Here is a 22,925-nt window from a genome sequence, read left to right on the forward strand (position 1 = left end):
ACGGATCGCCCCGTTGGACGGGGGCGGGGCGATCCGGCGGCAGCGCGCGCTGGCCGCCCTGCTGGCCCGCGCGCCGTCGCCTCGCCTGCGGCGCGTGAAGGCGGCCCCGTGGCCGGGCGGCGGCTGGCGCCTGGCCGCCCCCGACGGCCTGCGCTTCGCCCGTTCGCTGGACGAGGCCGTGGCCACGATGACCGGCCGTTACGGCCCGCTGGTCGCCGCCGAACCCGGCGACGCGTCCACGACGGCGCGCCTCCCGGACGACGCGTCCGGTCACGCCCTGGCGGTTTGGGCCGCCGCGCTGCGCCACGCCGGATTCTCCGCCACGATCACGACCGCGCGGTTCACGCTGACGGTGACCCCGTCCGACGTGCACGTCGCCCCGTGCGGTTCCGGCCCGCCGCCGGAGACGGCGTGCGTCGCGGCCACGGCCGGGGCGCGGAGCCTCGCCGGTTGGCTGGAGGTGGCCGCGGGGCTCAGGGGGCGGCGAACCGGGCCAGGAACGCGGTGATGCGGCGCCATGCCTCGGTGTCTGCGTGCGGGGCGTGGCCGGGACGTCCCGTCCGGTAGAAGCCGTGCCCCGCCTCGGGGAGCAGCGCGACCGAGGCGTGGGGGCCGGACGCGGCGGCGGCGAGGCGCAGCCGTTCGGGGGCGTCGGGCGGAAGCCGCCGGTCGTCGCGGCCCAGGACGCCCAGCCAGGGCGCCCGGCGGTCCGCCACGAGCAGTTCGAGGGGTGCCATGCCGGCCCAGGGCGCGTGTTCCACGCCGCTGGGGCTGACGGCGACCGCGCCCGCCAGGTCGTGGTGGGCGGCGGCCCACGTGGCCAAGTAGCCGCCCATGCTGAATCCGAGCACGGCGGGGGCGGGCGTGCCCCGGCGTCCGGTCAGGTAGTCGCGGGCGCCCGCGATGTCCGCCGCCAGCCCTTCGGCAGTCAGCCGGGTCATCTCGCCGCGCGCCACGGGCAGTTCCGTGGCGTCGAACGCGGGGCCGCCGTGCTCGTAGTAGAGGTACGGCGACACCGCGAGCCAGCCGCCGCGGGCGAGGCGGCGGCACGCCTCCTCGGCGTAGTCGGTCACGCCGAACACGTCGTGCAGCACGATGACCGCGCCGCGCGGGGCGCCCACGGGCTCCCGCACGAACAGCGGGGCCGCGGTCTGCAGGACGTACCGTCCCCTGTTGGCCGGGCCGTGGGACAGGTGGTGTTCACCCATCAGCGCCCCTTGGGAAGGGCGACGGGCGGCACGAACGGCACGGGGGTGGGGCCGACGGCGGTCACGTCCACTTCCAGCAGGTAGGGCTGGCGTGCGGCCACGGCCTTGGCGAACGCCTCGTCGAATTCCTCGGCGTGCTGGACGAGGGCGTACGGCATGGCCGTGGCCGCGGCGAGGGCGGAGAAGTCGGGGGTGAACAGGTCCACGCCCGACCGGCGTCCCATGTGGGCGTCCTGCATGTTGCGCAGGACGCCGTAGCCGCCGTCGTTGAACACCAGGAGCACCAGCCAGGGGCGTTCCTGGGCGAGCGTGGCGAGTTCCCCGAGGTGCACCGACAGGCCGCCGTCCCCCGCCATGACCAGCGACGGCACGTCCGGACGGGCCAGCGCGGCGCCGATGCCCATGGCCAGGCCCTGCCCGATGCCACCGCCCAGGGGGAACACGTTGGTGGCCGGGTCCAGGATGGGCAGGAGCCGGTTGCCCCATTGGCTGGAGGGGATCGTCACGTCGCGCGCGATGGGCGACCGCGGGTCGAGGTGCCGGCGTATGGCGTCGCAGATGAGCGCGTACGGGCCGATGTCGGCGCGCAGCTTCTGCCGCACCGCGCGCCGTGTCGCCACGCCCCGCTCGCGCCAGCCGTCCTCGGTGGCCGGAGTGACGGCGTCGGCGAGCGCGGCGAGCACGCGTGACGCCTCGCCGCGGACTCCGAGCGTGACGGGGTAGGCGCGGCCCAGCGCGGCGGGGTCGACGTCTATCTGCACGTGGCGTTCGGGCAGCGCGAGCTTGTAGTGCCGGGTCTCGTTGGAACGGAAGTGCGTGCCGATGCTCAGCAGGAGGTCGGCGGCGGCGAGCAGCGGCGCGGCGGCGGGGCTGGTCGCGAAGTTCCCGATGACGAGGTCGTGGTCCTCGGGGATGGAGCCTCGTCCGGCATTGGACGTGAAGACGGGGGCGCCCAGCAGCTCGGCGAGCGCGCGCAGCGGCTCCCCCGCCTCACGGGCGCCGCCCCCGGCCCAGATGACGGGACGGCGGGCCGAGCCGACCAGGCGCACCGCCTCGTCGAGTCCCTCCTCCGGCAGGGCCGGCGGCCGAGGGCGTTCCCACGGGCTGGCGTGTTCCTGCGGCTGGGGGGCGTACTGGAGGTCGATGGGCCATTCCACGCTGACCGGGCCGTGGGGCAGGGCGAGGGCCTTCCGGGCGGCTTCGCGGAGCACCGTCCCGGCGGTCTCGGCGGACGTGACGGCGGCGGCGTGCTTGGAGACGGCGGTCAGCATGCCGAGCTGGTCCTTGGTCTCGTGGATGACGCCGCGTCCCTGGCCGAGGTAGGGGCTGTCGATGTTGCCGGTGACGTGCAGGACGCGGCTCCCGGCCGCCAGCGCCTCGATCATCGATCCGGCGGCGTTGCCCGCGCCGGTCCCGGTGCTGGTCAGCGCGCAGCCCAGGCCGCCCGAGGCGCGGGCGTGGCCGTCGGCGGCGTTGACCGCGGCGGCCTCGTGCCGCACGGCCACGAACCGCAGGTCCCGCGCCACCGCCTCCACCAGCGGCAGGTTGTGGACGCTGACGACCCCGTACACGGTGTCGACCCCGTGCTCGCGCAGCACCCGCACGAGCAGGTCCCCTCCGTCGGGGGTACCGCCGGGGGCGCGGTCGCGGGCTTGGTCGGGAGCGTGGTCAGGCATAGCGGGCGACTCCTCCGCCGACGTCCAGGGACGATCCGGTGATGTACGAGGCGCGCGGCGACAGCAGCGCGACGATGGCGTGGGCGACCTCCTCGGCCCGGCCGAACCGGCCGAGCGCGATGCCCCGTTCCGCGGCGATGCCCGCCGACCACTCCTCGTAGGAGGCGTCCGTGCCCGAGGACTCGTAGCGGCGCCGCCACTGGCCGGTGTCGATCAGGCCGAGGCAGACGGAGTTGACGCGGATCGGCGCCAGGTCGGCGGCGAGGGTGCGGCTGAGGTTGAGCAGGGCGGCGCGGGCGGCCGAGGTGGCGGCCAGCCGCGGTTCGGGCTGGCGCGCCAGGATCGCGTTGACGTTGACGATCGCGGGCGCGTCGGAGCGGCGCAGGTGCGGCTCGGCGGCGCGCACCGTGTGCAGCACACTGAAGATCTTCAGGTCGAGTTCCGCGCGCCACTGCTCGGGCGTGGTGGCGGCGACCGGCGCCATCAGCGAGCGGCCCGCGTTGTTGACCACGCCGTCGAGGCGGCCGAGGTCGGCGGCCGCGCCGTCGACGAACGCGGCGACCGCGTCGGCGTCCAGCACGTCGCAGGCGCGGGCGTGCACCCGGGCGCCGCCCGCGCGCGGCAGCGGGTCCAGCGCGGCGGCGAGGCGGTCGGCGTCGCGGGCGCAGGCGGCCACGTGGGCGCCGTCGGCCAGCAGCAGCGCGGCGGTGGCCAGCCCGACGCCGGAACTGGCGCCGGTGACGGCGTAGGCCCGTCCGGCCAGGCCGAGATCCATCGTTCTCCTCAGGCGTGCGAAAAAAAGGGGGGCGGAGATCAGGTGAAGACGAAGCCGCCGTCGACGACCAGGGTCTGCCCGGTGATGTACGAGGCGGCGTCCGACAGCAGGAACAGCACGGCGCCGGTGAGGTCGCCGGGCCGCTGCGGCCGGGTCAGGGCGCGGTTGAGGCGGTACAGCTCGTGCCGCTCCTCGGGGATGCGCTCGGCCGCCTCGCCCAGCGTCAGGCCGGGCGCGACCGCGTTGACGGTGACGTCGGAGGGACCGGCGTCCCGCGCCATCGCCCGCGTCATCCCCACGATGGCGCTCTTGGACGTGACGTAGTGCGCCAGCCGCGGCGACCCGTAGAACGCCGCGTCGGACGCAAGGTTGACGATGCGGCCGCCGGGGCGGCGCAGCAGCGGCCACAGCGCCCGCGACACCAGCCAGGTCCCGCGCACGTTGACGTTCATTACCGCGTCCCACTGGGCCACGTCGATGTCGTGGAACGGCCTGCCGCCCACGCCGTCGGCGAGCGCGGCGTTGTTGACCAGGGCGTCGACCGGTCCCAGCGGTTCGAGCGCGGCGGCCAGCGCGGCGACGGACGCGGCGTCGGCCACGTCGGTGTCGACGCGGTGCGCCTCGATGCCGTCGCCGGTCAGGGCGGCGACGGCGGACGCGGCCCGGTCGCCGTCGCGTTCGGCGACCACGACGCGCGCCCCGGCCTCGCCCACCGCCCGCGCGATCGCCAGGCCGAGGCCGCGGCCGGCGCCGGTGACGACGACGAGCCGTCCGGCCAGGTCTCCGATCACTGCTCCACCTCCCTGAGGAACCGCAGGACGACGCGGTTGAACTCGTCCGGCCGCTGCTGGTTGGCCACGTGCCCGGCGCCGGCCAGCACCTCCAGGCGGGCGTGTGGAAGGGCCGCCGCGATGGCCCCGCTCTCGGCCGGTCCCGTGACGGTGTCGCGGTCCCCCACGACGACCAGGGCCGGGACGGTGAGCGCACCGAGCACGTCGCTGTGGTCGGTGTCGGCCATCGAGGCGGCCGCATAGGCGTAACCGGGCAGCCTGACCGACCGCGCCATCGCGGTCACCACCCGGTCCACCAGCTCGGCGGGGGCGTCGGGCGACACCAGGCGCGGCCCGCGCCGCGCCGCGAACTCCTCCGGGCCCAGCCGCTCCAGGTCGGCGGCGCGCGCGAGCATCGCCTCCCGCCCCTGGGGGGTGCGGCCGGAGCCGCGGGAGGAGCCGACCAGCACCAGCGACCGCACCAGCCGGGGATGCTCGGCGGCCAGCCGGGTGGCGATCACCCCGCCCCACGACACGCCCACGACGTGCGCGCCCTCGGGGATCAGGTACGCGGCGGCCGCCGCGTACCCCGACATCCCCGGCGCCCGCGCGGGGTCGGCCGAACGCGCGTAGCCCGGCGCGTCCCACGCCACGACCCGGTGCCCGGCGGCGAACGCCTCCATCTGCGGGTCGAACGAGCCGGCGCATCCGCCGATCCCGTGCAGCATCAGCACCGGCGTGCCGCGCGTCCCCCGGACGACGGTGTGCGGCCTCACCGGAACGCCCCGCCGGGCGCGGCCAGGTCGCCGACGGCCCGCAGCACCGCGTACGGGACGACCTGGCTGGTGGTCGGGTTGTCGGGGGACGGCCGGTTGCGGATCTCGAACCGGTACTCGCCGGCCGCGCCGGACGCGGTGATCACGTGGGAGGTGAGGGAGGCGGCCGGGTCGGCCACGACCACGGCCTCCACCACGTCCCAGTCGCCCACGGCCAGCGCCACGGCCGCCGCCACGTTCGTCGACCTGGGGAAGGCGGCGGCGATCTCGCGGGCGGGGCCGCGCCGCACCTCCAGCGGCCGGTCGGTCGCCCGCACCCGGTCGGCCTCCGCCGTGCTCATCCACGGCTGGACGAGTCCGGCGGGCTTCTTGGTGGTGACGATCCGCACCGTCTCGAACGGCCCCATGCGGGCGGCCGAACGCAGCATGTCCAGGCCGCCGACCGCGCCGGACACCAGGTGCACCCGGCCGTCGCCCGCCCCGTGCAGACGGGCGAGCAGCGCGTCGTCGGTGAGCGCGCCGACCGACACGACGAGCAGGTCCCGGCCGGCCGCGACGACCCGCGGGCCGACGTCGGCGAGCACCGCCTGCCCGGCGGCCTCCACGACCAGGTCGGCCGCGGCGAGGGCCTCCTCCAGCGACATCCCGGGCAGGCCGCGCGTGCCGTTGGGGTCCACCACCCCGGCCAGGCGTGCGCCGCCGACCTCCCCCTCGTGCAGGGCGCGGGCCACGACGCCGCCGATGGCGCCGCACCCCACCACCGCGACGGAGATCACTTCTGCCACCACCCTCCCGGGTCGGGGATCCCGGCCATGTGACGGCGCACGTCCTTGGACGGCGGGCCCGCCGTGCCCCACAGGTCCGACAGCTCGGGAACGCGCCGCCACACCCGGCACAGCCAGGCGTCCTCGTCGACCTGCTCCACCTCGGAGGTGTACTCGCACACCAGCCCGGCGGGGTCGGCGAAGTAGGAGAAGGTGTTGTTGCCGGGGCCGTGCCGTCCCGGTCCCCACAGCGGTGTGACGCCGTGGTGCCGCAGCCGCCCGATGCCGCGCATGAAGTGGTCGACCGACGGCAGCTCGTAGGCCACGTGGTTCACCGAGGTCCACTCGGCCTGGTTGAACGCGATGACGTGGTGGTCGCTGTTGCAGCGCAGGAACGCCATCTGGTGCTCGGACCAGTCGGAGATCCGCATCCCGAGCACGGTGGTGTAGAACGCGCAGGCCGCGTCGATGTCGACGGTGTTCAGCACGACGTGCGCGACCTTGCGGGGCACGGCCTCGCGGCCGCCGGGGTCGCGGGGCGCGACGGCCTCCACGTCGGCCGACAGCTCGATCAGCCGGTTCTCCGGGTCGGCGAACCGCAGCCCGTACCCGCCGCCGGCCTGGTCGAGACGGCCCGGCCCGGCGAGCAGCGGCACGCCCAGCGCCTCCAGCCGCCGCGCCGCCTCGTCCACCTCGCGGGGCGTCGCCACCGAGAACGCGATCTTGCCGAGGGCGTTGCGCTCGGCCTGGCGCATCTCCAGGATGTGGTGCTCGCGGCCGGTGCCGCGCAGCCACGCCACGCCGTCGTCGTGCTCGACCGGCTCCAGGCCCCACACGTGCTGGTAGAACTCGGCGGCCCGGCGGGCGTCCGGCGACCGCAGCGCCACCGACCGCAGCGTCCGCAGCCGCGCGACCGGCCCGGCGACCGCCGCGCCGCCCGCCCGGGACATGGTGCTCACGCGCGCACCTCCCGGCGTCCGGCGCCGGCGCGTTCCTGCCGGGCGGCGAGCTGCCGCGTCGCCTCCGAGCGCATGATCCGCCGCAGTCGGACCAGGGCCAGGTCGTGCTGGTAGAGGTTCTCGCGGTCCCAGGCGTCCAGCGGCATGGCCTCCTCCATCTGGCGGTCCTGCTCCAGGACGGCCCAGTGCCGCGCCTCCAGCCGCGTCTTGTACAGGAAGCGCCAGGCGTCCCGCTCCCAGCCCTGGACCCGGCGGCAGCGCCAGAAGAACGCCGCGTGCTGGGTCTCGTTGATGGGGGTGGCGGTGCACACGATCCGGAACGGGCCGCCGGGCCCGGCCGTCGCCGGGTACGGGATCTCCAGCCGCACCCAGTACATGCCGGTGTCGATCCACTCCGACCAGTCGAAGTTGACGCCGACCTGGTCGGTCTTCTCGAACACGAAGCCGGTGTCGGTCTCGCGGATCTGGAACACCGCCTCGCGCCTGCCGCCGGACATGGTGTGCGACTTGCGGTGCAGGAACGCCCCGTGCATCGGGTCCATGAGGTTGTCCAGCGAGTACAGCCACGGCGCGTCCCACTCGACGTAGGCCAGGAAGTGCTCCCACTCCTCGTCGGCGATCTCCAGCGGCGGGACGAACGGGACCGGGGCGGCGTCCTCCGGGTCGCCGAACCACGCGAACACCGCGTCCGCGTGCTCGGTGGCGGGGAACGTGCGCAGCCGCCGCTTGCCCTCCAGCGCGCACCCGGGGCTGCCGGGCACCGACACGACCACGCCGTCCGCGTCGACCTGGACGCCGTGGTAGTTGCAGGCGACCCGGTCGCCCATGTGGACGCCCTGCGACAGGCGCGCCCCGCGGTGCGGGCAGCGGTCCTCCTGGACGTGCACCGTGCCCGCCGAGTCGCGCCACAGCAGCAGGTCCTCGCCGAGCCGGCGCAGGCGGGTCAGCTGGCCGCGCCGCACCAGGTCCGAGCGGCACAGCGCGTACCAGCGGTTGCGCGGGCCGAGCCGGACCAGGCCGTCGACGGTGTCGAGCGCGGGGTTGCCGGACGGGTGCGTCATCGCGTCTGCTCCTTCGCGCCCAGCCGGGCGATCTCCGCCCGGAACGACTCCTCGGTCCAGTCGGCGCCGTCGGCGGGCCGCACGCCGGTCTCGTTCAGCGCGGCGACCAGGCCCGGCAGGTCGTGCACGCCACGGCCGAAGATCGCCTCCAGCTCGTCGGCGAGCGCCTCCTCGTAGCTGGTCGGCTCGTGCGCGCGGGCCTGTACCGGCTCCAGCCGCAGGGCCATGGTCATCTCCTAAAGGTCCAGGACGAGTTCGGGGGTGCGCGACCGCGAGACGCACAGCAGCATCGAGCGGCCCGCGGCCCGTTCCTCGTCGGTCAGCAGGAAGTCGCGGTGGTCGGGCTCGCCGGCCAGCACCCGGGTCTCGCAGGTGCCGCAGATGCCCTCCTCGCAGGAGGACGGCACGTCCAGCCCGCCCTCCCGCAGCGTGTGCAGGATCGACGTGCCCGGCCGGACGGTGAAGCGGCGGGTGCCGCACACCACGTCGAACGGCTCGTCGGCGCCGCCGGCGGCGGGCCGTTCGGGGGCGCGGAAGCGCTCGACGCGCAGCCGGGACGGATCGTCCACCGCGGCCTCGACGGCGGCCAGCAGGGGCTCGGGGCCGCAGCAGTAGACCAGCGCCCCGGCGGGCAGGCCGGCGAGCGCCCGGCCGATCGCCCCGCCGACGTCGGGCGGGCCGCCGCGTTCGTCGTCGGCGTGCAGCTCGACCCGGTCGCCGAGCCGCGCCAGCCGGCCGGTGAACGCCATGCGTGCGCGGGACCGGCCGCAGTACAGCATCCGCCAGGGGGCGCCGCGGGCCGCCAGCGCCTCGGCCATCGGCAGCAGGGGCGTGACGCCGATGCCCCCGGCGATCAGCAGGTGGGCCGGGGCGTCCTGCAGGGCGAAGGTGTTCTTCGGCCCGTCCACCTCGATGATCTCGCCGACCCGCAGCCGTTCGTGCACGTAGGCGCTGCCGCCCCGGGACGCCGCCTCCCGCTGCACCGCCACCGTGTAGCGGCCGCGGTCGGCCGGGTCGCCGCACAGCGAGTACTCACGGGCCGTGCCGCCGGGCAGCCGCAACGTCAGGTGCGCTCCGGGCTCCCAGCCGGGAAGGTCCCTCCCCTCCCGGCCGCCCGGCTCCCGCGGGTCGGCGAACTCCAGCCCGACGACGCCCTCCGCCAGCCAGGTGGAGCGGATCAGCCGCAGCCTCATGGGTCAGTCCCGCGTGATGCCGTGCATCGGCGAGGTCGGCGGGTAGGTCGGCAGCTGCGGCTTGCGCGCCCCGATGATCACGCAGAACAGCGCGTCGTCCTCGCCGATGTTGCGCAGGCTGCGCGGCACGCCGGCCGGGACGCGGATGAGGTCGCGGTAGCCGAGGACGCGGCTGGCGGTCCGGGTACCGTCCTCGACGTCGTGCACGGTGACCTCGAGCGTGCCCTCCAGGACGAAGAAGACCTCCTCGACGTCGTGGTGGGTGTGCTCGGGGCCGATCGCCCCGGCCGGGAGCCGCATGTTGGAGAACGTGAAGTGCTCGGAGGGCAGGATGCGGTTGTCGGCGGAGTGGTCGCCGGTGGCGCCCGAGCCGATGTAGCGGATCTGCGCCCGGCGGAACCGGTCCCCGGCCTTGGCCTGGAAGGCCAGGGTGTCCCAGTCCTCGTAGCGGCTGTCACGGGTGGCGATGCACGAGTCGATCAGCTGTTCCAGGTCGACCCGTGCGGCGGACTGCTCGGTCACCACGGACCATCTCCCCTCTGAACTGGGAAAATTATCTGAGCACCAAGATTAGTGCTGATTTGTTTTAGCACTAAGATGCTTGCCGCCGCAATACCCGGCCACGCCGGTCGCCGGCCCCGGAGCGCCGCGGACCGGCCGAGGCGGGCGGGCGCGGGACCGGGCGCACGGCCGCCGAAGCACTAGGATTCCTCTTGGCGCTGAGGGGCTCGCGGAACCGGGGAAGGGGGCCGACCATGGCGCGCAGGTCCGTCGACCGGCCCGACACCGTCGACCTGATCATCGAGCAGTGGCGGCGGGAGCGCCCCGACGTGGACGTGTCCGGGCTGGCGGTGTTCGGCCGCCTGCACCGCGGCTTCCTGCGCTACCACGCGCTGATCGACGAGGTCTTCGACCGGTACGGCCTGAACATGGCCGCCTTCGACGTGCTGACCGCGCTGCGCCGCAGCGGCCCGCCCTACCGCAAGACCGCCGGGGAGCTGGCCGCGATCTCGCTGCTCAGCACCGGCGGCATCACCCTGCGCCTGGACCGCCTGGAGAAGGCCGGGCTGGTGGTGCGCGAGCGCGACCCCGACGACCGCCGCGTCGTGCACGCCCGCCTCACCGACGAGGGCCTGGCCGTCATCGACCGCGCCGTGGCCGACCACTTCGCCAACGAGCGCCGCATGCTGGCGGGCCTGTCGGAGACCGAGCAGCGCCAGCTCGCCCGCCTGCTCAGCCGTCTCGAACGCTCCCTGGAGGTCGCCGAGCTCGGCGACACCTCCGACACCGCGCCCGGCCGCGCCGCCGAATAACCCCCGCGCGGCGACCACGGGCCGCCGTCGGCGCCAGTGAACGTCCAGCCCCTTGGCCGCAAGGCTTCACGATGAACACCCGAGGGTCTCACCAGCGGATTTTTGATCAAGGCCGCCCGTTTCCCCGGCATAAATCTTGGCGCTAAGTAGTTGACCGCCAAGATTACGTGTGTCTAGGGTCACCTTCGACCCCAGCTTCTGGGCGAACGGTCCCGAGCGCGGTCCGCCCTCCCCGGCGGGCCGCCGGGCATGCGAGGAGCCCCCCATGACTACTGCGTCCCCCGCGCCGCCGGCGTCCCCGGGCGGCGTCGCGGCGTCGGTCGCCGCGCGCATCGAGCGGCTGCCGACCTCCCGTTGGCATCTGAAGGTCCGCACGCTGATCGGCGTGGTCACCTTCTTCGAGGCGTTCGACCAGCTGCTGATCGCCTCGGCGCTGCCGGTGATCAGCCGCGAGTGGCACCTGTCCGGCCTGCAGCAGACGCTCACCGTGACCGGCGGTTCGGTCGGCATGCTGGTCGGAGCGCTGGTCGCCGGGCGGCTGGCCGACCGGATCGGCCGGGTGCGCATGGTCGTGCTGTGCGTGGCGCTGACCGCGCTGTCCTCCCTGGGGATCGTGTTCGCCCCGGGCTTCGCGGTGTTCCTCCTGCTGCGGTTCGTCCAGGGGCTCGGCATCGGCGGCGAGGTGCCGGTGGCCGCGACGTACATCAACGAGATCGCCCGCGCCGGGCACCGGGGCCGCTTCGTGCTGCTGTACGAGCTGGTGTTCCCCGCCGGGCTGATGGCGGCCTCGGTGCTGGCCACCTGGGTGGTGCCGAACATGGGCTGGCGGGCCATGTTCGCGATCGGTGCGCTGCCCGCGCTGCTGGTGGTGCTGCTGCAGCGCCGGGTGCCCGAGTCGCCGCGCTGGCTGGCGGCGCGGGGCCGCGACGCCGACGCCGAGCGCACCATGCGCCGCATCGAGGACGAGGTGGAACGTGCCACCGGACGGCCGCTGCCCGCCCCCGCCGACCCGGCGGCGTTCACCGCCGCCGCGCCGCGCGGCTCGCTGCGTGACCTGTTCACCGGGATCTACCTGCGCCGCACGACGGTCATCTCGGTGCTGTGGTTCTGCGGCTACTTCGTCAACTACTCCATCAGCTCCTGGCTGCCCACCATCTACACCAAGGTGTACGAGGTGCCGCTGGGCACCGCGCTGAAGTACAACCAGCTCAGCACCGTCGCCGGGTTCCTCGGCTGCCTGTGCGCGGCGCTGCTGGTGGACCGGCTGGGCCGCCGCGCGGTGATCGGCGGCGGGCTGGCGGGCTCGGCGGTGGTGCTGGCCGTGCTGGCGCTGCTGGGCGCGACGTCCGGCGCCCAGGTCGCGCTGTTCGCCTCCATCGCCTCGGCGTTCAACTTCGCCGCCAACATCAGCCTCTACCTGTACACGCCCGAGCTGTACCCGACGCGCAACCGGGCCCTGGGCGTGGCCTTCGGCGGGTCGTGGAACCGCATCGGCGTCATCCTCGGCCCCACGATCACCGGTGCGCTGATCGGCGCGGGCGCCGGCATCGCGGGCGTGTTCCTGATCCTGGCGGTGGTGGCGCTGGTGGGGATGGCGGCCACGTACTTCGCCGTCGAGACGCGCGGCAAGACCCTGGAGGAGCTCAACCCGTGAGGTGAGTGACCGCACGAGGCGAGGGCCGCGGGACGCGTCGGCGTCCCGCGGCCCTCGTCGTGCGTTCGTCAGGCGTTCGCCCAGGGCAGCGGGGCCTCGTCCAGGCCCCAGTAGACGCTCTTCTGGCGCATGTAGGCCAGGATGCCGTCGCGTCCCTTCTCCCTGCCGAGGCCGCTCTCCTTCACGCCGCCGAACGGGGTGGAGATGCTGAACTGCTTGTAGGTGTTGATCCACACGGTGCCCGCCTGGACCCGGCGCGCGACCCGCCAGGCGGTGCGGTAGTCGCGGGTCCAGATGCCGCAGGCCAGCCCGTACACGGTGGCGTCGGCCTGCGCGACCAGGTCGTCCTCGTCGGTGAACGGCAGCGCGACCAGCACCGGCCCGAAGACCTCCTCCTGGCAGATCGCCGCGTCGTTGGCGACGCCGTCCAGGATCGTCGGCAGGTAGTAGGCGCCGCGCTCGTAGCGGGGGCCGTCCGGGACGCGGCCGCCGCAGCGCAGCCGGGCGCCGTCGCGCACGGCCCGCTCCACCATGGCCGCGACCCTGTCCCGGTGCTCGTGGGTGACCAGCGGCGCCACCTGCGTGGCGGGGTCGGTGCCCGGGCCGACGCGCAGCTCTCGGGTGCGGGCGACGAGCTCGTCGAGCACCTCGTCGTAGACGGAGGCGTGCACGAACACCCGGGACCCGGCCACGCAGCTCTGCCCGGACGAGGAGAAGATCCCGAACATCAGCCCGGCCAGCGTCTGCTCGCGGTCGGCGTCGGGGAACACGATGGTGGGCGACTTGCCGCCCAGTTCCAGCGACACCGGCATGATCTTGTCGGCGGCGACGGCGCCGATGGCGCGCCCGGTGGCGGTGCCGCCGGTGAAGGAGACCTTGCCGACGCCGGGATGGCGGACGATCGCCGCGCCGGTGACCGCGCCGGGCCCGGGCAGCACCGACACCAGGCCGGGCGGCAGCCCGGCGTCCACCAGCAGGCGGCCGAACGCCAGCGAGACCAGCGGGGCCTGCTCGGCGGGCTTGAGCAGCACCGCGTTCCCGGCGGCCAGCGCCGGGGCGGCCTTCTGCGCGTCACTGGCGATCGGCGAGTTCCATGGGGTGATCGCGCCGACCACGCCGATCGGCTCGTGCACGCTCATGGTCAGGTACGGGCCGCGCGGCGGGGTGAGCGCGCCCTCCATGGTCTCCAGCGCGGCGGCGACGTACCGGAAGGTGCCCTGCGCGCTGGCCACCAGCGCCCGCGTCTCGTTGATCGACTTGCCGGTGTCGGCGGTCTGCAGGGCGGCCAGCTCCTCGGCGCGCTCGGCGATCAGGTCGGCGACGCGCACCAGCAGGCGGGCCCGCTCGTGCGGCAGCAGGTCCCGCCAGGCCGGGTCGGCGGCGGCCGCGGCGCCCGCCCGGACGGCGTCGTCGACGTCGGCGGGCGAGGCGGCGTGCAGCCGGGCCAGCTCCGCGCCGGTCGCGGGGTCGCGGGTGACCAGCGTCTCGCCCGCGCCGCGCCGGGGCCGTCCGCCCACCAGGATCTCGTCGGGGTACGTCGGACGCACCGCAACCTCCCATCAGCCGGGGAAATTAATCTTAGCTCTAAGATTTATCGGGAGGCGGGCGCCGCTGTCCACCCCGGCCGCAGTACGCTGGCGGTCCCCTGGGACGGAGGACGCGATGCGGGACGGGTTCGTGGAGATCACCTCGGAGGACGAGCTGCGCGCCCTGGTGGGTCCGCCCAAGCCGCGGGCCGTCACCAAAGAGCGGACGCGGCTGCACCACTGGGACCGCGAATGGCTGGCGCGCTCGCCGTTCTGCCTGGTCGCCACCAGCGACGCCGACGGCTCCTGCGACGTGTCCCCCAAGGGCGACCCGCCCGGCTTCACCCACGTCATCGACGACGCCACCATCGCCGTCCCGGACCGCCCCGGCAACCGGCGGGTCGACGGCTTCCGCAACGTGCTGGCCAACCCGCACGTCGGACTGATCTACCTGGTGCCCGGCCGGACCGAGACGCTGCGCGTCAACGGGCGCGCCCGGCTGGTGCGCGACGCGCCGTTCTTCGGCGAGATGGTCGTCAAGGGGCACCGCCCCGATCTGGCGCTGGTGGTGGAGATCGAACAGATCTTCTTCCACTGCCCCAAGGCGTTCCTGCGCTCGCAGCTGTGGCAGCCCGGCACCTGGGAGCCGGACGCGCTGCCCTCGCACGCCCACATCGTCAAGAGCGTCCAGGACACCGAGGAGTCCCTGGAGCAGCTGGAGCGCTACTACGGGCCGCGGTACGCCGAGCAGCTCTACAAGAGCTGACACCTGGTCCGGCGGCGGCCCGGGGAGGCCGCCGCCGGCCGGCGCGTCAGCCGCTCTTGCGGCGGAACTGGCGGCGCCCGTCGGCGCGGCCGTGGGTGCCGCGGACCTTCGGCCCGCCGCCCCCGCTCGTGCCGTGCCGCTCGCGGGCCTCGTCCCGCTTGCGGTCCAGCGCCTCCTTGAAGCGCCGCTTCAGATCGTCCTCGTTCGCCTCTGGTTCCGCTGGCGAGCCGGTCATGCCGACCTCCGATCTCGTACACGCCCCGCTCCGGGGCGCCTCCAGCCTCGCACGTCCGCGTCCCGGACGCTCCGCCGGACCGGGCCGGACACGCCACTTGGGCGCTTCGCACCCAATGTCCGGCGTGTTCCTTGTAACTACTGATCACGATGGGTTCGTTCGTCTAGAGTGCTCGCGATGAACCACGCGACGCCCCGGGCCGAGGCCCATCCGCCACTGGAATCGCTCGCCGTCGAGCCGCTGATCTGCCGCGACTACGAACAGCGTCCGGCCTTCTACTACGAACGGCTGCGCGCCGCGCACGGGCCGGTCGCCCCGGTCGACGTGCTCGGCGTGCCCATCTGGCTGGTCATCGGATACCCGCAGGTGCTGGACATCCTGCGGGACCCGCGCGACGTCTGGAGCAAGCGCCTGGACAACTGGCGCGCCTACACCGAGGGCCGGGTCCCGGCGGACTGGCCGCTGATGCCCGCCATGCAGGCCGACAACTCGATCTTCCGCGACGGCGCCGAGCTGTCGCGGCTGCGCGGTGCGTGGATCGCGGGGCTGCAGCCGTTCCAGGAGCGCGGCCGGCCGCAGGCGCGCGAGCTGGAGCACGCCATCTCGCAGTACGCCGACGACCTGATCACGGTGCTGGGCGAGGGCAGCGGCCGCGCCGGCCTGGCGGACCTGGCGGCGCAGTACGCCCGCCCGCTGCCGCTGATGATCAGCAACCGGCTGCTCGGCTTCACCGACGGCCGGGGCGAGGAACTGCTGATGGACATGTGGCGCCTGGTGGACGCCGGTCCGGACGCGGCCGAGGCGCAGGCGCGGCTGCTGGCCGCCGTGCGCGACCTGTGCGCGCGGGCGAAGGCGCGGCCCGGTGACGACCTGCCCGGCCACATGGCCGCCGCGGCGCCCGACCTGACCGTCGAGGAGATGACCCGCGAGCTGTTCATGGTGGTCGCGCTGGTCGGCGACTACTGCGGGACGCTCATCACCGGGACCGTGCTGGAGGTCATCGGCGGGGAGTCCGGAGCGCGCGACAGCGTCTCCGCCGGGATGATCCAGGAGGCGGTCAACCGGGCCGCCCTCGCCAGCCCGCCCATGGCCAACCTGACCCTCCGCTTCCCCCGCACGGACGTGCGGATGGGCCGGTACACCATCGCGGCGGGCGACCCGGTCATCCTGTCGGTCGCGGCCGCGCACGGCGACCCGGCGTTCGCCGGCGGCCAGGCGCCCGACTCGGTCTACAGCTCCCGGGCGCACGTGGCGTGGGGCGCGGGCCCGCACGCCTGCGTGGCCCGCGACCTGGCCACCACCATCACCACGATCGCGGTGGGACGGCTGTTCGAGCGGTTCTCCATGCTGCGGCTGGCGCTGCCGCCGGACCAGCTGCCGTGGCGGTCGTCCCCGCTGATGCGCAGCCTGCGCTCGCTGCCGGTGCACTACGAGCTGGCCGAGCAGCGCGCCGCCCCGGCGTCCGACGGCGCCGCGCCGGCCCCGTCCACCGGCGCCGAGGCGCGGACGGAGAGCGAGGCGGAGCAGCAGGAGGCGCGGCTGTCGCTGACGCGCCGCTTCCTGCGCGCCCTGCGCATCGGCTGACCCGCGCGGCCCTCCCGCCTGGCCGCCCGTTCCTCACATGTGGCGCACACGACGTTGACGCCCCCCGTAAAGTTGATCTTTAGTCGGGGGCGTCTCGGGGGGTGTGCTGCAAATCTGAGGACGGAGATCGGGCATGAGGCTGGACGGGAGGGTCGCGGCCGTCACCGGCGGCACCCGCGGCATCGGCAAGGGCATCGCCGAGGCGTTCCTGCGGGAGGGCGCCACGGTCGTGCTGAACGGGCGCAGCCCCGAGAAGGGCGAGCGGACGCTCAAGGAACTGGACGCCGGTGACCGCGCGGCCTTCGTGCCGGGAGACGTGACCCGCAAGGCCGACGTGGAGCGGCTGATCGACGAGACCGTCTCCCGGTACGGGCGCATCGACGTGCTGGTCAACAACGCCGGCGGGTCCTCCGACCCGGCGCCGGTCGCCGAGACCACCGACGAGGAGTGGGATCTGGTGCTGCGCTGGAACCTGTACTCGACGTTCTGGGCCACCCGCGCGGCGCTGCCGCACATGACCGCCCGCGGGCACGGCCGGATCATCAACATCTCCTCGGTGGAGGGCAAGCACGGCAAGCCGGGGATCGGCCCGTACGTGGCGGCCAAGCACGCCGTCAACGGCCTCACCAAGAGCGTGGCGCGCGAGGTGGGCCAGTCCGGCGTGACCGTCAACGCCATCTGCCCGGGCCTGGTCATCACCGACGTCGTCCGCGAGACCGGCCCGGCGGCCGCCGCGGCGATGGGCCTGACCTACGAGGGCATGGTGGACCTGTTCGCACAGGAGTCGTCCCTCAAGCGGCCCACCACCGTGGAGGAGGTCGCGGCGGTCGCCGTGCTGCTGGCCTCGGACGAGGGCGGCGGCATCACCGGCGCGGCGATCAGCGTCGACGGCGGCACCGCCGCCTACTGAGCCGCCCGGTCCCGCCCGATCGCGCGGGTCTCCTCGACGATCCGCCGCCACGCGGCCCGCACGTGCTCCTCCCGCGTGGCGGGGGCGCCGATCGCCATGCGCAGCAGCACCCGCCCGCCGACCTTGGTGTGGGTGAGGTAGAGGTCGCCGGACGCGTTGAGCCGTTCCATCAGGCGCAGCGTCGCCGCGTCCGCCTCGTCCTCGGGCAGGCCGTCCCAGGCCGGGCGGAAGCACACCAGGCTCAGCGGGTGGTGGTCGAACAGCACGAACCCGGGTTCGTCGCGGATCCACCCGGCGAGCCGCTGCGCCAGCGCCACGCCGGTGCGGATGTGCTCGCGCAGCCCCTCGGCGCCGTACCAGCGGATCACCGACCACAGCTTCAGCGCGCGGAACCGCCGGCCGAGCGGGATCTGCCAGTCGCGGTAGTCGATGACCTCGCCGGACTCGGTGGCCTGGTTGCGCAGGTACTCCGGCAGGATCGACAGCGCCCCCGCCAGCGGCTCGCGGTCGGCCACCCACAGCAGGTTGCAGTCGAAGTTGGTCAGCAGCCACTTGTGCGGGTTGGTGGCGTAGGAGTCGGCGTACTCGGCCAGGCCGTCGTTCAGCCACCGCAGTTCGGGGCAGACGGCGGCCACGCCCGCGTACGCGGCGTCGACGTGCAGCCAGACGCCGTGCCGGCGGCACACCTCGCCGACGGCGGCCACCGGGTCGATCGCGGTGGTGGACGTGGTGCCGACGGTCGCGCACACCAGCGTGGGCACCGCGCCCGCGGCGAGGTCCTCGGCGATCATGGCGTCCAGCCGCGCCGGGTCCATCGCCAGGGTCGCCGGGTCGACGTCCACCGTCCGCACCCCGGCCATGCCGATGCCGGTGATCTTGGCGGCCTTCTCCAGGGACGAGTGCGTCTGCGAGCTGACGTAGAGCGTGTGCCGCCCGGTGAGGCCGTCGCGTCCGGCGCGTCCGCCGCCGGCGCGTTCGAGCGCGGCCAGGATCGCCACCAGGGCGGCGCTGGACGCCGAGTCCTCGATCACCCCGCCGCCGGGGCCGTCGCTGCGGAACCTGGCGGGCAGGCCGAGCAGCTCGGCCATCCAGTCGGCCATGCGGGTCTCCAGCTCGGTGCAGGCCGGGCTGGTCGCCCACAGCATGCCCTGCACGCCGAGCCCGGCCGACAGCAGGTCCCCCAGGATCGCCGGACCGCTGGCGTTGGCCGGGAAGTAGGCGAAGAACGAGGGGTGCTGCCAGTGCGTGATCCCCGGCATGACGACGCGTTCGAGGTCGGCCAGGACGTTCTCGTAGCCCTCCCCCTCCTCGGGCGGGTGCACGGGCAGCGACGCCAGCACGTCGCCCGGCCGCGCCTGCGACAGCACCGGATAGGTCTCGATCTTCTCCTGGTAGTCGGCGATCCAGTCGACGACCTGCCTGCCGTACCGGCGGAACTCCTCGGGGGTCATGTGTGCGGCCACGCCTCGCTCCTTACGATGGACGTCGGCCCCCAACATATGGCCCGGCGGGGCCGCGCGGTGCGGGGGCCGACGTCTTCCGGGCGAGGTCAGCCCACGATCATGTGGGCGACGACCGGGTAGTGGTCGGACGGGTACTGACCGTTCTTCTCGTAGGTGTCGATCTCGGTCCAGAGGGTGCGGACCGTGCCGCGCGACAGGATCCAGTCGATGCGGTCACCGCCCGGCACGGGCGGCTTCCAGCCGCCGAAGGTGTTGGAGGCGGGGCCGCGGCGCTCGGCCGTCTCCCAGGTGTCGGAGAAGGCGTCGGCGCCGGTGAGGATGGAGTACGGGTCGCTCTTCCCGGCGGCCACGTTGAAGTCGCCGGTGAGCACGACCGGGACGCCCGCCTCGAAGCCGCGCACGCGCCGCAGCACCAGCTCGGCGCTCTTGACGCGGGCGTTCTGCGACTGGTGGTCGAAGTGGGTGTTGACGTGGTAGAACACCCGGCCGGTGCGGCGGTCGCGGAACTTGGCCCAGGTGACCATGCGGGTGATGGTGTTGCCCCAGGTGGCCGAGCCGATGACCAGCGGGGTGTCGGACAACCAGAAGTGGTCGAAGTCCAGGACCTCGAAGCGGTCCTTGCGGTAGAAGATCGCCGAGAACTCGTCGCGGGTGCCGCCCTGGCGGCCCATGCCGATCCAGTCGTGCGCGGGCAGCGCCGCGTCCAGGTCGCGCATCTGCCGCCACAGCGCCTCCTGCACGCCCAGCAGGTCGGGCTGCTGCTCGCGCAGCACCTGCTTCATCAGCGGCAGGCGGGAGGCCCAGTCGCGGGGCGGCGCGTCGGCGTCCAGCCGGATGTTGTAGGTCATGACGCGCAGCCGCGCGTCCCCGGCCGAGGCGGGGCCGGACGCCGTCACGGTGACCGCGCTGGAGACCACGACCACCAGGATGGCAAACAGGCTCAGGAGGGAAAGGCGGACGCGCCGGGGCGCGCCACCCGTAAGGGAGGTGAGGGGCATGTCAGTCCTTTCGCGGACATGTCCGGAGCAATCGCCCCAGTAGGTGATCACGGCCGGATGTCTCCCGGGCGGCCCCCGCCTGTACGCGCCGGATCCCGGCCGCGGACCCCAGGTGACCTGGGGCCTAGGGGACGCGGAGGGCGTCGATTTGGACCGTCCAGACGTCCTCGGCGACCTCCCTCAGCGTGAGCCGCACCTCCAGGCGGCAGGGGCCCTCCTGGGCCGTCCGCAGGGGCATCGCGACGGTGTAGCCGGTGCCGTCCTCCGACTCGCGGACGTCGGCGTCGGCGAACGCCTCGTCGGGCGGGGAGATCAGGTCGCCTCCGTACTCCCGGACGGCGCGCTCGGTCCGCGCCGCGCTCAGGCGGCGCCCCTCGGTGAGGGTCTCCAGGTCCTCGTGGCGGCCGTCGACGAGCAGCGACACCACGGTGCGGACGACGCCGAGGGCGGCGGGTGGCAGCATGCCGCCCACGGTAGCTGTGATCGTCGTCCCGTTTAGGCGGCCTGGCTGGGGAACGCCTCAGACCGTGAACGAGGTGTCCGTACGACGACGCGCCGTGGCCGTGGAAGGCCGCGCGATGGCGGCGTGGTGCGCGGGCCCGGACGCGGGTCTGCCGCCGGTGGTGTGCGTGCACGGCGCGGGAGTGTCGAGCCGTCCGCACATGCCGCTGGTACGGGCGCTGGGCGAGCGCGTCCGCGTCTGGACGGTCGACCTGCCCGGTTTCGGCCGCAGCCCCGCCCCGCCGGAGCCGCCGTCGCTTCGCGCGCTCGGCGAGGCCCTGGCGGGATGGCTCGCGGCCGTGGACCTGCCGCCGGTGTGCCTGCTGGGCTCGTCGTTCGGCTGCCAGATCGCCGTGGACGTGGCGGTGCGGCACCGGCGGCACGTGCGGTCGCTGGTGCTGGCGGGCCCGACGGCCGACCCGCACGCCCGCACGTGGCGGGCGACGCTGGGGCGCTGGCTGCGCAACACCGTGCGCGAGGACCCGCGGATGTTCCCGCTCAACCTGGCCGACTACCGCGACTGCGGCACACGCCGCATGCTGGCGGCGTTCGCCGAGTCGCTGCGCGACCCGCTGGAGGACCGGCTGCCCCGCGTGGACGTGCCGGCCCTGGTGGTGCGCGGCGAGCACGACGCGCTGGTGCCGCAGGCGTGGGCCGAGGAGGTCACGCGGCTGGTGCCCGACGCGCGGCTCGCCGTCGTCCCCGGCTCGCCGCACATGGTCCCCTACCGGCGGCCGGACGCGCTGGCCCGTCTCGTGGAGGGCTTCCTGCGCGAGACGGCGCCGAAGGAGGCGGCCGGTGTCGGCTGAGCGCGCCAGAAGGGTCAGGGCGCTGCCGCCGGGCAGGACGGTGGCCGACTTCGACTCGGCCACCGGCATGCTGCGCGTCCTCGGCAAGTTCCTGCACGGGCAGGACGCGCCGCTGCTGGGACGGTATCCGGCCGCACTGGAGCCGGTGCTGTCCGCGCTGCTGGGCGTGGGCAACCGGCTGCCGCGCCGCGTGCAGGAGAAGGCGTACGCGGCCGGCGGCCGGATGGAGGCGGTGGCGGCCGACCGGCTCGGGGACGTGCGCTCCGACCGGCTCGCCGCGTGGGTCGCCGGCCACTACCCGTGCCGCCGGTACCCGGTGATCTTCGTGGGTTCGTCGAACGGCGCGATGATCCACCTGGCGGCGGCGCTGGACGCGCCGTGGCTGCCGCAGACGCTGCTGATCCCGGTGCGGCGGCGCGACGGGCGCCCCGACGAGCCGGCCCGGGCGATGCGCACGCACCTGGCCGCGGGCCGGGCCCTGCTGGACGCCAACACCGACCTGGAACTGCACCACATGCACGACGCCAACCAGGACCGCCTGATGGTGTCGGGCATGTCGTACTTCCGCGTCAAGTGGCACCGCATGCCGGAGGCGTACCGGCGGTTCCTGAAGGAGCGGCTGGCGCCGGGCGGCACGGTCGTCACGGTGGAATGCGGGTTGCGCTGGCCGGTCACGCGGGTCGGCGAGCGGTACTGGTTCCAGAACGGCGCGCCCGGCGGCGCCACCCCGCGCGAGTTCCACGAGGGCGGGCCGCGCGTCGCCGACTACCTGGCCCGGTACGGGTCCCCGTACCGCCGCTGGGAGGCGCCCGAGCCCGACACCGACGCCCCGGAGGCCGAGTGGGGCTTCCAGGACTCCCTGCTGCGCTCCCTCGCCGACGCCCTGCCGGAGGGGGCGGACTGGAAGCGGCTGCGGTTCGGCGAGCCGGAGGACCTCAGCCCGGCCGTCGCCGACCTGTACCGCGACTGGTACCGCGACCGCGGCGTGCCCGACGGGCGGCTGCTGGCGGAGTCGTTCCTGCTGGTGGAGCCGTGGTGGACGCTGCGCACCGGGTCGGTGCCGTTCTGGCTGCTGTTCGGCACCGAGCCGTCCCGGGCCGCGCTGGCCGACTACCTCGACGGCGCCGACCCGTTCGACGAGATCCGGCTGACGCTGTTCTCGCACGGCGTGGAGTCGGTGGGGCTGGCGCCGGTCGAGGACTGGCGGCGCGTCCTGGACCGGGCCCGCAAGATCGGGGTGTTCACCGGCGTGGACGAGCGGGCGTTCCCGCGCGACTTCGCCGTGTTCGCCCGCGCGCACCGGGAGCTGGCGCGGGTGCGGCGCGTGTACCCGATGCCGGACCCGCTGGACCCGGCCGACGCCGGGGACTACCTGGCCAAGCGACCCGAGATCTCCTGGATCGATGGGAACGGAGGAAACGACCATGCCTGAGGGCGACAAGACCGGCAAGCACGGCCCGAAGCTGGACGACGAGATGGGCCACGAGACGGAGGGCATGGTGCGCGGCGGCGGGCCCACCCACGCCGAGGAGTGGCGGCAGCCGGAGCCGGTGTCCGACGACCTCGGACACGACCCCACGTCCCGGGGCACCTCGGTGCCGCCGGGGTCGCCGCCCGGAATGGACCCCGAGGACGTGCAGGCGCGCAGCGCCGTGGCGCAGTCGCTGCTCGGGGTGCGCTACCCCGCGTCGCGGAGCGAGCTGATCGACCACGCCGCCGCGGGGCACGCCACCGACGCGATCATGTCGATGCTGGAGCGGCTGCCCGACCGCGAGTACGAGAACATGGCCGACGTGGGCGAGGCCCTCGGCCTCGGCCGCGAACGCCACCGCTTCTGACCGGACGGCCGCTCCGGGGCCCGCACGTCCAGCCGTGCGGGGCCCGGGCGGTCACCCGGCACTGGGGGGGGCCCCGCGGCGCCCGCGGCGCGGGGCGCCCCGCCCGCAGGCGGCGCCCGGGGCGGGGGCCCCCCCCCCCCCCCCCC

At 74.6% G+C, this 22,925-nt stretch carries 25 protein-coding genes; 9 read left to right on the plus strand and 16 right to left on the minus strand.

What is annotated here, in order from left to right:
• The first annotated feature begins 13 nt into the window (after window positions 1–13).
• Window positions 14–508 carry a hypothetical protein gene (locus ABZ801_RS39000; protein WP_360708299.1) on the plus strand — a complete coding sequence of 165 codons (495 nt, stop codon included), beginning with the start codon at window positions 14–16 and terminating at the stop codon, window positions 506–508.
• On the opposite strand, the gene ABZ801_RS39005 is transcribed toward ABZ801_RS39000, so the two are convergent.
• From ABZ801_RS39005 to ABZ801_RS39055, 11 genes are read right to left on the minus strand one after another with little or no spacing between them, the layout of a single operon-like run.
• A complete protein-coding gene (locus ABZ801_RS39005) occupies window positions 474–1,208 on the minus strand; it encodes a dienelactone hydrolase family protein (RefSeq protein ID WP_360708302.1) in 735 nt (244 codons plus the stop codon). The genes ABZ801_RS39000 and ABZ801_RS39005 overlap by 35 nt on opposite strands.
• On the minus strand, window positions 1,208–2,884 hold the full coding sequence (locus tag ABZ801_RS39010) for a thiamine pyrophosphate-binding protein (RefSeq protein WP_360708305.1): 1,677 nt from the start codon (window positions 2,882–2,884) through the stop codon (window positions 1,208–1,210). Before ABZ801_RS39010 ends, ABZ801_RS39005 begins: the two co-directional genes overlap by 1 nt.
• Window positions 2,877–3,659, minus strand: a complete 783-nt coding sequence (locus ABZ801_RS39015; protein ID WP_344953646.1) for an SDR family oxidoreductase — start codon at window positions 3,657–3,659, stop codon at window positions 2,877–2,879. Before ABZ801_RS39015 ends, ABZ801_RS39010 begins: the two co-directional genes overlap by 8 nt.
• Window positions 3,660–3,697: 38 nt before the next feature.
• The gene (locus tag ABZ801_RS39020) at window positions 3,698–4,450 is read right to left on the minus strand and encodes an SDR family oxidoreductase (protein WP_344953649.1); all 753 of its coding nucleotides are present in this window, start codon (window positions 4,448–4,450) and stop codon (window positions 3,698–3,700) included.
• Window positions 4,447–5,205 (minus strand): alpha/beta hydrolase, encoded by a 759-nt coding sequence (locus ABZ801_RS39025; protein WP_360708309.1) that lies wholly within the window; start codon window positions 5,203–5,205, stop codon window positions 4,447–4,449. Before ABZ801_RS39025 ends, ABZ801_RS39020 begins: the two co-directional genes overlap by 4 nt.
• Window positions 5,202–5,990, minus strand: a complete 789-nt coding sequence (locus ABZ801_RS39030) for an aspartate dehydrogenase domain-containing protein (protein WP_360708312.1) — start codon at window positions 5,988–5,990, stop codon at window positions 5,202–5,204. The genes ABZ801_RS39025 and ABZ801_RS39030 overlap by 4 nt, the downstream gene beginning before the upstream one ends.
• Window positions 5,978–6,919, minus strand: coding sequence for a VOC family protein (locus tag ABZ801_RS39035; protein ID WP_360708367.1), 942 nt, complete (start codon window positions 6,917–6,919; stop codon window positions 5,978–5,980). Before ABZ801_RS39035 ends, ABZ801_RS39030 begins: the two co-directional genes overlap by 13 nt.
• Window positions 6,920–6,924: 5 nt before the next feature.
• Entirely contained in the window at window positions 6,925–7,989 is a 1,065-nt protein-coding gene (locus tag ABZ801_RS39040; protein ID WP_360708315.1) for an aromatic ring-hydroxylating dioxygenase subunit alpha, read from the minus strand.
• Window positions 7,986–8,222, minus strand: coding sequence for a recombinase-like helix-turn-helix domain-containing protein (locus ABZ801_RS39045; protein ID WP_360708318.1), 237 nt, complete (start codon window positions 8,220–8,222; stop codon window positions 7,986–7,988). The genes ABZ801_RS39040 and ABZ801_RS39045 overlap by 4 nt, the downstream gene beginning before the upstream one ends.
• Before the next feature lie 3 nt (window positions 8,223–8,225).
• Window positions 8,226–9,182, minus strand: coding sequence for a PDR/VanB family oxidoreductase (locus ABZ801_RS39050; protein ID WP_360708321.1), 957 nt, complete (start codon window positions 9,180–9,182; stop codon window positions 8,226–8,228).
• A 3-nt stretch (window positions 9,183–9,185) separates the two neighbouring features.
• Window positions 9,186–9,704: a cupin domain-containing protein gene (locus ABZ801_RS39055; protein ID WP_360708324.1), complete on the minus strand. Its 519-nt coding sequence runs from the start codon at window positions 9,702–9,704 to the stop codon at window positions 9,186–9,188.
• Between the two features lie 233 nt (window positions 9,705–9,937).
• Here ABZ801_RS39055 and ABZ801_RS39060 point away from each other — a divergent pair, with 233 nt between their 5' ends.
• Window positions 9,938–10,495 (plus strand): MarR family transcriptional regulator, encoded by a 558-nt coding sequence (locus tag ABZ801_RS39060; protein ID WP_344953672.1) that lies wholly within the window; start codon window positions 9,938–9,940, stop codon window positions 10,493–10,495.
• Window positions 10,496–10,760: 265 nt separating this feature from the next.
• Window positions 10,761–12,149: an MFS transporter gene (locus ABZ801_RS39065; RefSeq protein ID WP_344953675.1), complete on the plus strand. Its 1,389-nt coding sequence runs from the start codon at window positions 10,761–10,763 to the stop codon at window positions 12,147–12,149.
• Between the two features lie 68 nt (window positions 12,150–12,217).
• Here the strand turns inward: ABZ801_RS39065 and ABZ801_RS39070 are convergent, their stop codons facing one another.
• On the minus strand, window positions 12,218–13,696 hold the full coding sequence (locus ABZ801_RS39070) for an aldehyde dehydrogenase (RefSeq protein WP_360708327.1): 1,479 nt from the start codon (window positions 13,694–13,696) through the stop codon (window positions 12,218–12,220).
• Window positions 13,697–13,811: 115 nt separating this feature from the next.
• Here ABZ801_RS39070 and ABZ801_RS39075 point away from each other — a divergent pair, with 115 nt between their 5' ends.
• On the plus strand, window positions 13,812–14,441 hold the full coding sequence (locus ABZ801_RS39075) for a pyridoxamine 5'-phosphate oxidase family protein (protein ID WP_360708330.1): 630 nt from the start codon (window positions 13,812–13,814) through the stop codon (window positions 14,439–14,441).
• Window positions 14,442–14,487: 46 nt separating this feature from the next.
• Here ABZ801_RS39075 and ABZ801_RS39080 read toward each other — a convergent pair whose 3' ends face one another.
• Complete coding sequence (locus tag ABZ801_RS39080; RefSeq protein ID WP_344953684.1) at window positions 14,488–14,676, minus strand: DUF5302 domain-containing protein; 189 nt, start codon at window positions 14,674–14,676, stop codon at window positions 14,488–14,490.
• Between the two features lie 177 nt (window positions 14,677–14,853).
• On the opposite strand from ABZ801_RS39080, the gene ABZ801_RS39085 reads away from it, so the two are divergent.
• Both ABZ801_RS39085 and ABZ801_RS39090 read left to right on the plus strand, forming a co-directional pair.
• Window positions 14,854–16,260, plus strand: a complete 1,407-nt coding sequence (locus ABZ801_RS39085; RefSeq protein ID WP_360708335.1) for a cytochrome — start codon at window positions 14,854–14,856, stop codon at window positions 16,258–16,260.
• A gap of 133 nt (window positions 16,261–16,393) precedes the next feature.
• Window positions 16,394–17,170 (plus strand): SDR family NAD(P)-dependent oxidoreductase, encoded by a 777-nt coding sequence (locus tag ABZ801_RS39090; protein WP_344953690.1) that lies wholly within the window; start codon window positions 16,394–16,396, stop codon window positions 17,168–17,170.
• On the opposite strand, the gene ABZ801_RS39095 is transcribed toward ABZ801_RS39090, so the two are convergent.
• From ABZ801_RS39095 to ABZ801_RS39105, 3 genes are all read right to left on the minus strand, one after another.
• The gene (locus tag ABZ801_RS39095) at window positions 17,164–18,633 is read right to left on the minus strand and encodes a pyridoxal-dependent decarboxylase (protein ID WP_360708338.1); all 1,470 of its coding nucleotides are present in this window, start codon (window positions 18,631–18,633) and stop codon (window positions 17,164–17,166) included. The genes ABZ801_RS39090 and ABZ801_RS39095 overlap by 7 nt on opposite strands.
• 86 nt (window positions 18,634–18,719) lie before the next feature.
• Entirely contained in the window at window positions 18,720–19,550 is an 831-nt protein-coding gene (locus ABZ801_RS39100) for an endonuclease/exonuclease/phosphatase family protein (protein ID WP_360708341.1), read from the minus strand.
• A gap of 205 nt (window positions 19,551–19,755) precedes the next feature.
• Window positions 19,756–20,094, minus strand: coding sequence for a hypothetical protein (locus tag ABZ801_RS39105; RefSeq protein WP_360708343.1), 339 nt, complete (start codon window positions 20,092–20,094; stop codon window positions 19,756–19,758).
• Between the two features lie 73 nt (window positions 20,095–20,167).
• Between ABZ801_RS39105 and ABZ801_RS39110 the strand changes: the two genes are divergently transcribed.
• Genes ABZ801_RS39110 through ABZ801_RS39120 form a run of 3 tightly spaced genes read left to right on the plus strand, consistent with a single transcriptional unit; the run spans window position 20,168 to window position 22,779 of the window.
• A complete protein-coding gene (locus ABZ801_RS39110) occupies window positions 20,168–20,941 on the plus strand; it encodes an alpha/beta hydrolase (protein WP_360708346.1) in 774 nt (257 codons plus the stop codon).
• On the plus strand, window positions 20,931–22,373 hold the full coding sequence (locus ABZ801_RS39115) for a hypothetical protein (protein ID WP_360708349.1): 1,443 nt from the start codon (window positions 20,931–20,933) through the stop codon (window positions 22,371–22,373). Before ABZ801_RS39110 ends, ABZ801_RS39115 begins: the two co-directional genes overlap by 11 nt.
• Complete coding sequence (locus ABZ801_RS39120) at window positions 22,366–22,779, plus strand: DUF2795 domain-containing protein (RefSeq protein ID WP_344953707.1); 414 nt, start codon at window positions 22,366–22,368, stop codon at window positions 22,777–22,779. Before ABZ801_RS39115 ends, ABZ801_RS39120 begins: the two co-directional genes overlap by 8 nt.
• The last annotated feature ends 146 nt before the right edge of the window (window positions 22,780–22,925 follow it).

It is taken from the genome of Actinomadura sp. NPDC047616 (assembly GCF_040642915.1).
In the GTDB taxonomy this organism is placed as follows: domain Bacteria; phylum Actinomycetota; class Actinomycetes; order Streptosporangiales; family Streptosporangiaceae; genus Spirillospora; species Spirillospora miaoliensis.

Excerpts from the sequence above, each read along its gene's own strand:
- ABZ801_RS39050 (WP_360708321.1), bottom strand. The coding sequence starts at position 9,182 with ATGAGGCTGCGGCTGATCCGCTCCACCTGGCTGGCGGAGGGCGTCGTC.
- ABZ801_RS39065 (WP_344953675.1), top strand. The coding sequence starts at position 10,761 with ATGACTACTGCGTCCCCCGCGCCGCCGGCGTCCCCGGGCGGCGTCGCG.
- ABZ801_RS39120 (WP_344953707.1), top strand. The coding sequence starts at position 22,366 with ATGCCTGAGGGCGACAAGACCGGCAAGCACGGCCCGAAGCTGGACGAC.
- ABZ801_RS39045 (WP_360708318.1), bottom strand. The coding sequence starts at position 8,222 with ATGACCATGGCCCTGCGGCTGGAGCCGGTACAGGCCCGCGCGCACGAG.
- ABZ801_RS39040 (WP_360708315.1), bottom strand. The coding sequence starts at position 7,989 with ATGACGCACCCGTCCGGCAACCCCGCGCTCGACACCGTCGACGGCCTG.
- ABZ801_RS39080 (WP_344953684.1), bottom strand. The coding sequence starts at position 14,676 with ATGACCGGCTCGCCAGCGGAACCAGAGGCGAACGAGGACGATCTGAAG.
- ABZ801_RS39060 (WP_344953672.1), top strand. The coding sequence starts at position 9,938 with ATGGCGCGCAGGTCCGTCGACCGGCCCGACACCGTCGACCTGATCATC.
- ABZ801_RS39085 (WP_360708335.1), top strand. The coding sequence starts at position 14,854 with ATGAACCACGCGACGCCCCGGGCCGAGGCCCATCCGCCACTGGAATCG.
- ABZ801_RS39035 (WP_360708367.1), bottom strand. The coding sequence starts at position 6,919 with ATGTCCCGGGCGGGCGGCGCGGCGGTCGCCGGGCCGGTCGCGCGGCTG.
- ABZ801_RS39090 (WP_344953690.1), top strand. The coding sequence starts at position 16,394 with ATGAGGCTGGACGGGAGGGTCGCGGCCGTCACCGGCGGCACCCGCGGC.
- ABZ801_RS39005 (WP_360708302.1), bottom strand. The coding sequence starts at position 1,208 with ATGGGTGAACACCACCTGTCCCACGGCCCGGCCAACAGGGGACGGTAC.
- ABZ801_RS39105 (WP_360708343.1), bottom strand. The coding sequence starts at position 20,094 with ATGCTGCCACCCGCCGCCCTCGGCGTCGTCCGCACCGTGGTGTCGCTG.
- ABZ801_RS39015 (WP_344953646.1), bottom strand. The coding sequence starts at position 3,659 with ATGGATCTCGGCCTGGCCGGACGGGCCTACGCCGTCACCGGCGCCAGT.
- ABZ801_RS39075 (WP_360708330.1), top strand. The coding sequence starts at position 13,812 with ATGCGGGACGGGTTCGTGGAGATCACCTCGGAGGACGAGCTGCGCGCC.
- ABZ801_RS39010 (WP_360708305.1), bottom strand. The coding sequence starts at position 2,884 with ATGCCTGACCACGCTCCCGACCAAGCCCGCGACCGCGCCCCCGGCGGT.